Source organism: Methylomonas koyamae (assembly GCF_019669905.1).
Taxonomy (GTDB): Bacteria; Pseudomonadota; Gammaproteobacteria; order Methylococcales; family Methylomonadaceae; genus Methylomonas; species Methylomonas koyamae.
In genome coordinates this window covers 914,442-928,654 of sequence record NZ_AP019777.1, presented here as the reverse complement: position 1 = coordinate 928,654, position 14,213 = coordinate 914,442, and the positions used below count along the sequence as shown (strand labels likewise).

Here is a 14,213-nt window from a genome sequence, read left to right as displayed (position 1 = left end):
TTACGCGGCAGCTTTGGCGGCGTCTTTGATCAGCCTGGCCACGCGATCTGTCGGCTGAGCGCCGTTAGATTGCCAATATTGAACGCGTTCAGCATCCAAAACCAAGCGTTGCTCCGCACCACGCGCCAGCGGGTTGAAAAAGCCGACCCGCTCGATGTAACGGCCGTCACGGCTGCTTCTGCTGTCGGTTACGACAACATGATAAAAAGGACGATTCTTTGCGCCGCCTCTGGACAAACGAATGCTTACCATTTGAATACCTTAAAAAACATTGAATCAAAAAATTTAATCAAACTATTCTACGCGATTTTGCGAATAAGTGAAGGACAAATTACGCCGATCACATTCTCAGGCCGCGCATATTGCTTTTTAAACCGCGCATCATGTTGGCAATATTGCCTTTGCTGAACTTCTTCATCATCTTTTCCATCATCTGATGTTGTTTCAACACGCGGTTTACCGCTTGTAAATCGAGACCGCAACCGTCGGCGATGCGCTGCTTGCGGCTACCCTTGATCAAATCGGGAAACCGCCGCTCCTGCTTGGTCATCGAATTGATCACGGCGATCTGATGCGCCAAGTCCTTGTCGTTGACCTTTTCCCTGATATCTTTCGGCACACTGTTCATGCCCGGCAACTTGTCCATCATCGCGCCCAGGCCGCCCATGTTTTGCATCTGCAGCAACTGTTCCTTCAAATCGTCCAAATCGAAACTTTTGCCTTTCTGCAGTTTCTTCGCCAATTGCTCGGCTTTTTTCTTATCGACTTTTTGCTCGATATCTTCGATCAGCGACAATACGTCGCCCATGCCCAAGATACGCGACGCCAGCCGGTCCGGGTAAAACGGCTCCAACGCATCGGTTTTTTCGCCAACACCGATAAACTTGATCGGCTTACCGGTGATTTGACGTATCGACAGGGCCGCACCGCCGCGAGCATCGCCGTCGGCCTTGGTCAAAATCACACCGGTCAACGGCAGCGCGTCATGAAAGGCCTTTGCGGTATTGGCGGCGTCCTGACCGGTCATACTGTCGACAACGAACAAGGTTTCGATCGGTTTTATCGCAGCGTGCAACGCTTTGATTTCGGCCATCATCTCGTCGTCCACATGCAAACGGCCCGCGGTATCGACGATCAATACATCGACGAATTGGCGCTTGGCCGCATCTAAGGCCCGATTGACGATATCGACCGGGTTTTCGCTGGCGTCGCTCTCGAAAAACTTCAGCCCGATGTCGTCGGCCAAAGTTTGCAACTGCTTGATCGCCGCGGGCCGGTAGACGTCGACACTGACCACACCGACTTTTTTCTTTTTCTTTTCCTTAAGGTGGCGGCCCAGCTTGGCGACCGTCGTGGTCTTACCGGCACCCTGCAAGCCCGCCATCAACACGATGGCCGGCGGATTGGTCCGCAGATTCAACTCTTCGTTGGCAGCACCCATCACTTTTACCAACTCCGATTGCACCACCTTGATCAGAGCCTGGCCCGGCGTCAAGCTGGTTTGCACTTCCTGTCCGAGCGCGCGTTGGGTAACCTGCTCGATAAAATCGGTCACCACCGGCAGAGCGACATCCGCTTCCAGCAAAGCCATCCGCACCTCGCGCATGGTCTCTTGAATATTGCTCTCGGTCAGACGGCCTTGGCCTTTTATTTTTTTTAGTGCGCCACTCAGGCGATCGGATAAATTATCGAACATAGATACGTCTTGTTTAGCTGGTTAATTACGACTCGTTCCGGCTCAAGCGGAGTTAGAACAATACTCGGGCTTAGTTTAACATAAGGCCTACGCAACGCCTTTTGATAATTCGCCACGCCAATCCAATGAACATCCCTATTTTCGGCATCCTCTCGGTTTTATGCTATTCGGCTGCGGCCACGTTGATCGCGAAGGATCTTTTCGCCAGACAGGACCGGCGCCCGGCGCCTATCCGCCTGGCTTGGATCGGCGCCGGACTGCACACGGCGTATGCGGCAACGATTTTCCTCGGCGAACAACCATTCAACTTCAGCTTCTTTAACGCAGCAACGCTGGTAGCGCTGGTGATTGCCTGGTTTTTATTGTTTGCGGCGCTGGACAAGCCGGTCGAAAAGCTCGGCGTTGCGGTATTCCCGCTGGCGGCCGGATTGATCGGCCTGGACATGGTTTTTCCGGAAACCCTGCATCCGCTGGTCACGCATAATTGGCAGATGAGCGTACATATTCTGACCTCCATCGTTGCCTTCAGCCTGCTGAACATCGCGGCGATTCAGGCCATCCTGCTGGCGATTCAGGACCAGCAATTGCGCAGCCACCATCCGAAAAAACTGATGCTGGCGCTGCCGCCCTTGCAGGCGATGGAAACATTGCTATTTCAGATGATAGGCACGGGCCTGTTTTTCCTGACGGCCGCGTTATTGAGCGGCTTCATTTTTATCGAAGACATCTTCGCCCAGCATCTGGCCCACAAGACCATCCTGTCGATTTGCGCCTGGCTGATTTTTTCCGGACTATTGTTGGGGCGGCTGCGTTACGGTTGGCGCGGCAGTACCGCGATCCAATGGACGCTGGTCGGCTTCGTGCTGCTGTTGCTGGCTTATTTCGGCAGCAAACTGGTGTTGGAATTGATCTTGAAAAAAACCTGAGCGCTGCGGGCCAGCATCAAGCGTATGTATCGATTCTGCCGGGAACCGCCGCCGCGGAATCGATCAACTTCAGCGCCGCCTCACCTTGCGCGGCCTGGACTTCCTGGCCTTTCTTGACGACCGCCACAGCCAGCTCTTGCTTATTCGCTGCCTGCTGCAACACCGCAGCCAGCAGACCGGATGAATTAACGCCGGATACTGAATCGGCCATCGCACACCTCCGCCACTGAAATCGGGAATGCACAAGTTATCGCCCGGCCGCGCCGAATCTTTAGCGTTACCCGGAGATTTTCTGCGCCGCCAAGTGCCGCCTCAACGCAAGCGCCGCTTCGTAATCCGGTTTTTGCTGCAAGATGTAATCCAGCATCATATCCGCGCCGTCGTAAATCCGGCACTCGCCGTACAGCGCCGCCAATTTCATCTGCACTAGTAGGTCTTGCGGAAACTGCTCGATATAGGCTGCATAGGAATCGATGGCCGCAACCATATCGTGCTGCAAACGCTGCATTTCTGCGTAAAGCGGCAAATAAACCGGATTCAATTGCGACAGACATTCCAGCGCCAAACTCGCCGTTTGCGCATCGTCGTGGCTTATGCCGATCGCGGCGATCCTGGCCAAAGCCTCTTCCAGCAAGGCATCCCCCAAATCGACCACCCGCTGGTAGGCATCCAAAGCATCTTCAGGGCTATCCTGCAGCTCCGCCGAATAGCCTTCGATCAAAAAGCGGTAACAATTTGCCGCCTGTTGTTGTTCGTGTTTGTTCAAGGCGGCAAGCAAGTCCTGTAATTCGGCCAGTTTGCGATGCTTGAACAGCAAACCGGCCCGATGTTTGACCGCCGCCAGATTGCTATGGCTTTTGGCTCGCGCCATGTGCTTGGTATTGCGATCGTTCAACACGTCCTGATAGCGCCTTTCCATCTCGGCGAATTCGGCGCGTACTTCTGCCGGCCATAATCCGCTGTCGAACCGGCGCCGCCACAATTTAACGCGACCATAACTGCGGTCCTTTTCCGCCTGCGCCAGCAACACGGCAAAATCGGGATGCTGCGCTTGTTCCTGGCGGCGCGCCGCAGCCCGGTCAATCGCGCCATCGATCAAAACCAGTAATTTGTTGGCGCCTTCGGCGTAGGCATCGTAATAAACGTTGCCCAATTGCCTTGCTTCCTCGGCACTCCATTCTTCATCGTCGAACGGTTTGGCCAGCTTGATGAAGCTGCGAATGCCGAACTTTTTGACCAAGCGGCTGAATTGCCGGTATTCGCGTTTGAATTTTTTCTCGATTTGGTCGAGGCTTTTCTTGTCTTTGAATCGGACGACGGTCCCTTCGCTTTGGTACATTGCGTCATTAATTTGGCGGGCATTGGCCGCCAGTTTGGCAATCGCCTTGACTTGATGCCGCGCGCGCGCCAATTCGGCCTCAACCTTGTCCAAATCCTGATACGAAGCGGCAGCCGGCGCCAGCCTCGCCGCCAGCGTGGCGGCAACATCGACCGGTTCGGCATCGAGTTGCAAGGAGGCTAAGGGCTGATATTCCACAGCCTCAATTTTCGCGGCACCTTCGGCCACGTTGACAATGCGGCAACCGGCACGGCTCAACAATTGCGCTTGCCGCCCCAGGGACTGGATCGCCTGGGCAAAATCGCAACTGGTCGGTGCCAGGTAACCGCCATTGGTCTCGACTTGTAACGAGGTCAAATTAAAGCGCGGCCCGGCCAATTGTTCGTCGCTGCCTTTGGCGTGGGTAAAGCCCTCGCGGGTAAAACACAAATCCACACCGCATAGAACGATCTGGCTGAAACCGAACTCGTAAGCCATGTTCAACGCCGTATTGGTCACGGTTGGCCCGGCACTGCTCAGATTTTTGCTGTTCAAATCGCTTTGCCACGGAAATCTGGCGCCGAGGTACAACATAGTGCCCGACCACTGGCTAACCAACGTCGGTACGGTATGGTAGGAACAGACGAACACGGTTTTTTCGCTGAAATTCAGCATTTCCTTGCTGATATCGAAACTTAAATCGGTGGGGTCGACGGAAAAGACGAAGTCCGGCTCGATGCCGGCGGCCAGCAGTTGCCTGGAAATGCGGGAGACGGCAAATACCACGCACTGCTGCCGATGTTGGATGACCCAGGGCAAGGCCTGGTCGAGCGACGGCCCGCCGGCAAGAATTGCCACGGTTTTGCCGCCGAACGCCTTTGCCAGCAATTTTGCCGGCAAACGATTGTCCGCCGCGTTGGCGATTTGGCGGGCGATGAACGCCTCCGACCCCAATTCGGCACTATAGCGCCAGTTCAATTGCGCCAGCACTTCGGCGACGTGCCAGCTTAATTCGGCATACTCGTCGATAAAATCGTCTTGCGCGCACAGCGCGTTGACCGACTTGACCGCATCGATATAAAAATATTCGGCGGCTTTGAATTTTTGCAACATCCGCGGCCAGTCTTCGAGGCCGACACAAACGATGCGTTCGTCCGCATCGCCGAGCAGATCGTGGCTGCGTAAGGCTTGCAACACCCGATCCGGCTCGATAAAAATGTAACGCGTGCCCTTGGGCAAAGGCTTGCTGCGCAAATACTGCAACAACAGACCGGAATCGGTGCCGACAATGACGCTCAGCTCGTCTTCCCTGAATAACAGCTCGCCGAACTTGGTCTCGAATAAAGCCGTCGCGCCGAGCTTAGCGAACGCGTGGCGATTCAGGTTGAAAAAGTAGCGGTCGCCGAACGCATTCGCCGCCAGCGGCCCCAGTGCTTGTTCATCCGCCAAATCGATCGTCTCTGTCATGCCTCATTGCCTGGTGGACCGGGTTTATTGCAACAGTTTCAAGACCCCTTGCGAGACCTGATTCGCCTGCGCCAACATCGCCGTGCCGGCTTGTTGCAGGATCTGGCTGCGGGTCAGGTTCGAAGTTTCCGCAGCGAAGTCGGCGTCCATGATTCTGGAGCGCGCCGCGCTTTGGTTTTCGATAGACGATTGTAGATTAGCAATCGTTGTCGTGAAACGGTTTTGAATCGCACCGAGGTTGGAGCGGAAGATATCGATTCTCTCGATTGCTCTATCGATGTCGTCTATAGCATCTCGAACCCCTTGCGAGGTTGCGTCACTACCAATCGAATAGCCGCCTAAAGTTAAGTTATAGATATCGGCTATAGACCGAAGGTCTGAAACAGTCACGGAAATTTGATTATCCGTTGATGTGTTAGCGCCAATCTGAAAGTTAGCTCCCTGTAGAGAACCGGCAAGAATTTTCTTCCCATTAAATTCGGTATTGGAAATAATCCGCCCGATCTCATCGCCTAATTGCTTGAACTCGGTTTGCAGTTTTTGCCGGTCGCTATTGCTGACCGCCGCCCGGTTCGCAGCCTGTACCGCCAAGTCACGCATCCGTTGCAGAGTCGAAGTTAGCGTTCCCATGCCCGCCTCGGCGGTTTGCGCCATGGAAATACCGTCGTTGGCGTTGCGCATGGCAACCGTCATACCGCGAATCTGCGAAGTCATCCGATCGGCGATCGCCAAACCGGCCGCATCGTCTTTCGCACTGTTGACCCGCATACCCGATGACAAGCGCTCCATGGACGTTTGCAGACTTTCGTTGGTCCGGCTCAGATACTTCTGGCTGTTCAATGAAGCGATATTCGTATTGATGACCATTGGTGATGGCATGATCGTTCTCCCGATAAATCTCTAATGAGTTCGGCATTATTGCCGCCTACCAGGATTATTCACCTTCCATGCCAAAAAACTTTTATATAAAAATAACAACAACTTATAAAATTATTTAACAACTTGATTCCGCCCGCCTCGGCCAAAAGCGCAATTTCTTGCCGCCCCCAAGCGGCTTTTCAGTCAGATTCTTGACGCGGGGAAAGCCGGTAATTTGGCCTTGAGCTAAACAAGGCTCGGCAATTCCCGGCGTCGCGAAACGGCAGGCCGGCCATAGCCGCCACCATCGATTAGAAGCCGGATTAATCCTCGTTAGCTATTAAGCACCGTTGCACGAAAGCCGCTACTGCGGGCGCTTGCTGCGGGCCGCACTCGCGCCAAAACGGATTCGCGCGCGACGCATGGCCTTGCACCATGATCGGAACCTCCTCAAGTAGCCAACCGTCGTGCCATAACAACATTAGCAATTCGCTGAGCTTGCGTTTCAGGCCGGAAATGGACATAACGAAATCGACACAAACCTGATAGGCAAAAGCTTCTGGCAGCACTAATTCCATTACCGCAACCCGCGCGCCATTGAAGCTTCCGGCCGCGGCGACATTCGCCAAATCCTTGACGGGATCGTTATTGCTCATGCCGTAACGTACTGCACTTAGCGAATACATGCATTTGCCGCTAATCACCGCCAGCCATACATCCATCTGCCAAGACACCGGCAATTTATAGCCTCGCGGCAAAATACAGAGCCCTAACTTGCCGGTATGTCGAGCCGGTGGCTCAGGCTGTACTACGTTCAGCCTGAACAAAATATATCGATTTACCAAAATCCGTGAATACAACCGCAAAAGCAACATAACCCAACCGTACGAGCTTCCGAGACTGATAAAATTGTGACGCAATTATTATTTCCCACGTCCGCACTCAACATTTCTTTGATATTCATCAAAAAAAATTCATGTGTCTCCGATATTTTCATAGACACAAGATCGGAAACCTGAACGCAAAAGCATAACAATTAAAAAATAATTATATAAAAATCGATTAATCAGGATAATCAATGTCATTAGTTAACATATCGGTAAACCTTAAGGATTTACGGCAAGAATTAAATATTTTGCTTAACCAACCCGGAAACGAAAACCTACTCAATCCATACCATTATTTAAATTACTCCGACCAACCCAATCAAGATTCATTTAGCGTAGCTCAGGATATAAATTCCTGCATATCTCAAACTCAAGCGGCCTTTGAATTAGCGATACAACTTCCGTTATCGCAAGCGATTGACCCAAACGACGGTACGCCTATTACTTTTCTGGATAGCACTACCGGTTTAAAGTTCTATGGCATAGAAAACAGTGATGCAGGTATTTTCGGCAGCATTGCCGTATCAGAGACTAATCTACCTGGATTCATGAGAGGAATCCCACCATCGCCAAATTCAATTCAATCCATGACAGTAAGAAGCATGGATTTGTATATAAATGGCAATCTGTACGAGCTAAATGGGAATGTTAAAGTTAACTACCATTTTGATCAAACAGGCACCTTATCATCCGTTGACATAGGGAACGGCTCGACCATTTCTTTGCTATCGTCCAGTGTCGATCCAAACACGTATTTAGATGCAAATACTGCATTGACATACAATAGCTTAACCGATACATGGACCGGAACGCTGGCTTCGGTAGAAAAATCAACTTATTACTTTGCCGACAGCTCGAATCAAAATGAATATATCGAAGCCACCCAAAGCGAGAAAATCATTTTCACATCGGCAATCAATCTTTTCCAATCACCAAACGATGCTAATGCAGTAAGCGTCAATAATACAACTACATTCGGCAGCTATTCGCTTAAATTAGATCAGAATATATGGACTTATAACCCCGTCACCGACACGGAAACCAAATCCACAAAAAACCTGGTCACCGAGACAATAACCAATTTACCGACGTCGTTAAATGTTAACTCTATTTTAAATAGCAATTTATACAGTAATTTTGTCAGCGGCAACGACACAATCACCATAAGCTCGACTGGCGACTTTCTGGACACAAGTCTTATTAGCAATCAACTGATACCCTCACTAATTGACGGGGGAACCGGTAACGACACCATCACCGGCACCGGATTTAACGACATTATCAACGGCGGCCAGGACAATGATACGTTGAAGGGGGGAGCGGGCGACGACTGGATCAGCGCCGGAACAGGAATAGATAACGTCGACGGCGGAATCGGCGATGACTCCGCAATATTTGCCAACGCGTTCGAGACCTATGCCATTTCCAAAACGGCCACTAGCGTCACGCTCAGCGACGCGAACGGCGCAGCCACAGTTTCCAATGTCGAATCGTTCAGATTTAATGCCGGCGCACAGATCCTGACCTTGCAGCAGATACAAGCTTCGGCCTCGTCAGCGGGAGATGACATTCTTTACCGGGTAGGCAGCGGCACGTATGCCAACAACTCTTTCACTCAAGATATCAACTACGTTGGCCCTGCCGCTGTGTTCGACGGTAGCCTTGGTAACGACAAACTGTTCGGCACCGAATTTGACGATACCTTGATTGGCGGCGATGGCAACGACACGTTGACCGGTTTTGGCGGTAACGATTTTCTGGATGGCGGCAGCGGCACTGACACACTGATCGGCGGCGCCGGCGACGACTTTTACGTGGTTGATAACATTGCCGATTTGGTACAGGAAGGCGTACTTCAGGACCCAAACCTCATTCCAGGAAATGCAATCCAAGTCAAAGGAGTCATCAGCTACGTACTGGCTTCCGGCCAAGCCATTGGCTGGCTGAGTGCCGGCACCGCCTCCAAATCAACACCGGCGGATATCTTTTGGACCTGGGATTACAGCAGCACGTCTGCCACCAATATCAAGGGCAACGAATACGGCCAACATTTAATCGGCAATGCTGCCGCCAACAAGCTGGAAGGCATGGCCGGCGACGATACCCTTTCCGGCGAAGCCGGCAACGATATCCTGGATGGCGGCGACGGCAACGACTGGTTACTGTTGGGCAAAGGCGACGACACCTTGATAGGCGGCAAAGGCGACGATACGTTCACCCAGTACGAGTCGATCAACAATGTCATTAATCCGACGCCCGGCCTCACCTACAGCACCGGTAAAGACAGCATCGATGGCGGCGACGGTATCGACACGCTGAATCTGCAAAAGGCCGAAAGCGAATACCTTATCAGCAAAAGCGGTATCGACCTGGTTTTCACCGATAAAACCACCGCCGGCAATATCATCACCGTCAAAAACAACGTCGAATTCATTGCATTTGAAGCGATCAACCCGATTGCGTTCTCCGATTTTTTAGCGTCTGCGGCTTCCACCGGCGATGACGTACTCTATACCCGCGGCAGTGGCACATATAACTTCGGAACGCAGATATTCACCCCAAATAACGCTTTCACGCCAATCGGACCAATAGGGACTATCGATGGCTTGGCGGGCAATGACAAACTTTTCGGCACTGAATTCACCGACACTTTGCTTGGTGGTGATGGCAATGACACCCTGACTGGTTTCGGCGGAAGCGATTTCCTTGATGGTGGAAGTGGAGCGGATACCCTAATCGGTGGTAGCGGCCATGACCTTTATGTTGTTGATAACATTGCTGATGTAATCCAAGAGGGAATCGGCCAGGGAGTTTCACCAGGGTTCTATCCAGAAAACAGAGTGCAAGTCAAAGGTTCAATTAGCTATGTGCTGGCTACCGGGCAAGCTATCGGTTGGTTGAGTGCAGGTACAGCCCAAGTTATGCCAGGCGACATTTTGACTTGGGATTACACTGGCACGAATACAACCAATATTAAAGGTAATGAATTCGGCCAGGTGGTAATCGGCAATGCCGCGACCAACAAGCTTGAAGGTATGTCTGGAGACGACTGGCTATCAGGTGAAGCGGGTAACGACATTCTCGATGGTGGCGAAGGCAATGACCGTTTAGTCTTGGGGAAGGGGGATGATACTTTGCAAGGAGGCAAAGGCGACGACGAATTTGTGCAATACGAATCGATAAACGATGTATTTAATCCTAACTTGATCTTCAACACCGGCAAAGACAGCATTGACGGTGGCGATGGTACCGACACCCTGAATCTGCAAAAAGCCGAAATCAACTACGCGATAAGCAAGAGTGGCAGCGATTTGGTATTCACCGACAAAACCACCGCCGGCAACATCATCACCGTCAAAAACAACGTCGAATTCATTGCATTTGAAGGGATCAACCCGATTGCATTCTCCGACTTTTGGGCCGCTACGGCCTCCACCGGCGATGATGTGCTGTACAACCGCGGCAGCGGTTCATACAACTTCGCTACCCAAGTCTTTACCCCCAACAACGCGTTTATTCCAAACGGGCCGCTGCCGGCTATCGATGGCTTAGCGGGTAATGACAAGCTATTTGGCACCGAATTTGACGACACCTTGATTGGCGGCGATGGCAACGACACGCTGACCGGTTTTGGCGGTAACGATTTTCTGGATGGCGGCAACGGCACTGACACGCTGATCGGCGGCGCCGGCGACGACTTTTACGTGGTGGATAACATCGCCGACTCGATCCAGGAGGTTTTAGGTCAAGGTGTGCAACCAGGCCCATTTCTGGAAAATAAGGTTCAAGTCAAAGGCGCTATCAGCTACGTACTGGCTTCCGGCCAAGCCATTGGCTGGCTGAGTGCCGGCACCGCCTCCAAATCAACACCGGCGGATATCTTTTGGACCTGGGATTACAGCAGCACGTCAGCCACCAATATCAAGGGCAACGAATACGGCCAATCGTTAATCGGCAATGCCGCCGCCAACAAGCTGGAAGGCATGGCCGGCGACGATACCCTTTCCGGCGAAGCCGGCAACGATATCCTGGATGGCGGCGACGGCAACGACTGGTTACTGTTGGGCAAAGGCGACGACACCTTGATAGGCGGCAAAGGCGACGATACATTCACCCAGTACGAGTCGATCAACAATGTCATTAATCCGATGCCCGGCCTCACCTACAGCACCGGCAAAGACAGCATCGATGGCGGCGACGGTATCGATACGCTGAATCTGCACAAGGCCGAAAGCGACTACCTGATAAGCAAGAGTGGCAGCGATTTGGTATTCACCGACAAAACCACCGCCGGCAACATCATCACCGTCAAAAACAACGTCGAATTCATTGCATTTGAAGGGATCAACCCGATTGCGTTCTCCGATTTTTGGGCCGCGACGGCCTCCACCGGCGATGATGTGCTGTACAACCGCGGCAGCGGTTCATACAACTTCGCTACCCAAGTCTTTACGCCCAACAACGCGTTTATTCCAAACGGGCCGCTGCCAGCTATCGATGGCTTGGCAGGTAACGACAAACTGTTCGGTAGCCAATATGCCGACACACTGATTGGCGGCTTGGGTAATGATTACTTAAATGGCTTTAGTGGTTCAGATGTATTGATCGGTGGAGATGGTAGCGATACCTTGGTCGTAAGCAACCCGTATTCTAGAGTTGCGCCCAATTTAGCTGACTTGATCGAATTGAACGGTGGCGTGGGGGATGACGTTTATTTACTGGATGGATTTGATACTTATCAGAATATTAGCGTAACTGATAACAGTGGTAGCGACAACCTTATCATCAATAACTATGGCTATTCAAATTTAGGTGGAGGTATTGTAATCCCGCGCAACCTGAACGTAAGAAGCGTCATAGAAAACTCCAAGTTGGTAATTTACGCCTACCAACAAGGTCAAGAAGAGTATTCAACACCCTTGGTGACGTCTAACATCGGTACTATTGAGCGCCTAAAACTCAATGAATACAAAGACCCTCTCGACTTGACCCGAGTGACCAAATCTTTGGACTACAAGTTGGTTTACGCGAGCTTGAGTAGCGGCAATTGGAGCGCCAAGGGCAGTGATGGTGCCGATATGATCTTGGCCATGGACGATAACAATGCCAACACCAATGACGGAAATGTTTTTGATGGCGGCAAAGGCGACGACCTTATTTGGTTTAAGGACAGCACAAATACGGTAGTCATGGGGGGTGAAGGCTTCAACAAGTTGAACGTCTATACAGCGATGAATCAAGCCCCAATCAATCCAACGCCTCAAGAACCGCAAAAAGCCACATTATCTTATGCTTGGGCAACGGGGATTACTGAAGTGCATATGGCTGCCGGTGTCGGATTAGCCTACGACTCCACGGGCCAAGAAATCGTTGGCTTCGATCAATTCAGCGGCATTGGCAATATATTGGGCAGCAAGCAAAACGACACCATATTCGGCGATGCCAACGCGAATAAGCTGGATGGCGCGGAAGGCAACGATACTCTGAACGGCGGCGGCGGCGATGACATTTTGATCGGTGGCAAAGGTGACGATCGTCTGGAGGTCGGTATCGATAGCAGCGACTACGATTTCGTCCAATTGTTAGGTGGCGAAGGCAATGACACCTATTACGTGGCTTTGAATACGGCCGCAACTTTGGTAAGTGAAAGAACGGGAGGCACAGCCAGCTATAGCTCTCGTCCGGACAGCAATTCCCAACTCCCTGAAGGTGTCATCTATGGCAACCTGGATCTTAGCGGCGGCACAGATGCTGGCGGCAACGACACCTTGATTGTGGGTGGAGTCACAAAAGTGAACGACTTGCAGTTTTACGTGAAAGGCAACACAGTCAGCATCGGCCTACCCAACTCAGATCCAGCCCAACTCTTGACGCATCCGATCAATGCCAGTCTGCTGGTCGATCGCAGCATCGAAAAAATCGGCTTTGACTTTGGTACAGGCGTCAGCAACGTCTACTCCACTACCTGGAGCGAAATTGGCACCAAAGGATCTGATTTTGTTCTCGCTACATCATCTGACGCCTTTGAGTACGGTGGCCAAGGGGATGACCTCATGGTTGGCAGTAGCGGTGACGATTTACTGTCAGGTGGATTAGGCAATGACATTCTAATCGGGCGGCAAGGTGCAGATCGCCTGCTTGGTAATGCCGGGGGAGACACACTCTACGTGAATGCCGGTGAGGGTGATATCGCCATGGGCGGGATTGGTAGCGACATTTTTGTGTTGCAAGATAAAAACTCCATGATCCCGGGAGAAACTAGCCGAATTCTCGATTTCAAGCTCACAGAAGACTTCTTGAAATTCGAGAATGTCACCGGAATAAAAGTCACGTTAGCTAACGGCCTGATTGGGACTAAAGGTGACATCAACGGCGCCAACTTTGCCGATGTCCATATCAATTCCCAAGGCTTTTTATCCGCTACTAATGCCGGGGAAGTTGACCCACTGAGTATTGGCCCAGATGAGTTGCAAATTATCGGCTTGGTTGGCGTTAACAACCAGCAAGGCCTAACCACTCTGATGGATCATATGTTGTTTAGCGCATAGCTTAAATGACCGGCCTGGCAGAAAGTGTTTTTCTTCTTTCTGCCGGCCGGTTCTTTCCGCTCCAAAGTCTGATCATGTCTTTGATGTGCCAAAGCAAATTTTAAAGCGGTTGCAGCGTTCGAGCTATGACCGCTTCTGACAATTCTTGATTGCTGCGGAACTGATATTCGATCATCGCCACGTTGATATCGGCTTTTTCGGCAATCGCCCGAGTCTTCGATTGATAGTATTCGTCGGCCAGAATACAGTCACGGGCCACCTTGAACAGGCACTCATTAACCGGCGTGCGGTAAGCGGTTTCATCGGTTCTTCGTTCCATAATGGCTGACTGCGAGGCACTGCAATCGGATTAACAGCGCATCGACACCATCCCCAGCGCTCCGGTTATTCAATTTCGGCGGATTGATTGACTGCCGGTTTCCGACAAACTCCGCCAAATCCAAGTCACTGCGCGGTTTACCGGCCACAAGCCCGGCCAAATGCTTTATGATTGGCTGGAGACTCGTTCGGCCA

At 51.7% G+C, this 14,213-nt stretch carries 9 protein-coding genes; 2 read left to right on the top strand and 7 right to left on the bottom strand.

The features are described 5' to 3' along the window. Positions 1 to 252 (bottom strand): 30S ribosomal protein S16, encoded by a 252-nt coding sequence (gene rpsP / locus MKFW12EY_RS04500; RefSeq protein WP_054759395.1) that lies wholly within the window; start codon positions 250 to 252, stop codon positions 1 to 3. A gap of 88 nt (positions 253 to 340) precedes the next feature. Further along, a complete protein-coding gene (gene ffh, locus MKFW12EY_RS04495) occupies positions 341 to 1,696 on the bottom strand; it encodes a signal recognition particle protein (protein WP_054759393.1) in 1,356 nt (451 codons plus the stop codon). Positions 1,697 to 1,821: 125 nt separating this feature from the next. Between ffh and MKFW12EY_RS04490 the strand changes: the two genes are divergently transcribed. After that, positions 1,822 to 2,622: a cytochrome C assembly family protein gene (locus MKFW12EY_RS04490; protein WP_064020715.1), complete on the top strand. Its 801-nt coding sequence runs from the start codon at positions 1,822 to 1,824 to the stop codon at positions 2,620 to 2,622. A 16-nt stretch (positions 2,623 to 2,638) separates the two neighbouring features. Here the strand turns inward: MKFW12EY_RS04490 and MKFW12EY_RS04485 are convergent, their stop codons facing one another. The 4 genes from MKFW12EY_RS04485 to MKFW12EY_RS04470 all read right to left on the bottom strand — a co-directional run bounded on the left by MKFW12EY_RS04485 (position 2,639) and on the right by MKFW12EY_RS04470 (position 7,185). Beyond that, complete coding sequence (locus MKFW12EY_RS04485) at positions 2,639 to 2,833, bottom strand: hypothetical protein (RefSeq protein WP_054759391.1); 195 nt, start codon at positions 2,831 to 2,833, stop codon at positions 2,639 to 2,641. 66 nt (positions 2,834 to 2,899) lie between these two features. Next, a complete protein-coding gene (locus MKFW12EY_RS04480) occupies positions 2,900 to 5,407 on the bottom strand; it encodes a 6-hydroxymethylpterin diphosphokinase MptE-like protein (RefSeq protein WP_221054076.1) in 2,508 nt (835 codons plus the stop codon). 24 nt (positions 5,408 to 5,431) lie between these two features. After that, entirely contained in the window at positions 5,432 to 6,274 is an 843-nt protein-coding gene (locus MKFW12EY_RS04475) for a flagellin N-terminal helical domain-containing protein (protein WP_054759389.1), read from the bottom strand. A 314-nt stretch (positions 6,275 to 6,588) separates the two neighbouring features. Continuing rightward, the gene (locus tag MKFW12EY_RS04470) at positions 6,589 to 7,185 is read right to left on the bottom strand and encodes a hypothetical protein (RefSeq protein WP_157199198.1); all 597 of its coding nucleotides are present in this window, start codon (positions 7,183 to 7,185) and stop codon (positions 6,589 to 6,591) included. Between the two features lie 158 nt (positions 7,186 to 7,343). Here MKFW12EY_RS04470 and MKFW12EY_RS04465 point away from each other — a divergent pair, with 158 nt between their 5' ends. Next, on the top strand, positions 7,344 to 13,700 hold the full coding sequence (locus MKFW12EY_RS04465; RefSeq protein WP_221054075.1) for a calcium-binding protein: 6,357 nt from the start codon (positions 7,344 to 7,346) through the stop codon (positions 13,698 to 13,700). Positions 13,701 to 13,800: 100 nt separating this feature from the next. On the opposite strand, the gene MKFW12EY_RS04460 is transcribed toward MKFW12EY_RS04465, so the two are convergent. After that, positions 13,801 to 14,019, bottom strand: coding sequence for a hypothetical protein (locus MKFW12EY_RS04460; protein WP_054759375.1), 219 nt, complete (start codon positions 14,017 to 14,019; stop codon positions 13,801 to 13,803). Positions 14,020 to 14,213: the final 194 nt, after the last annotated feature.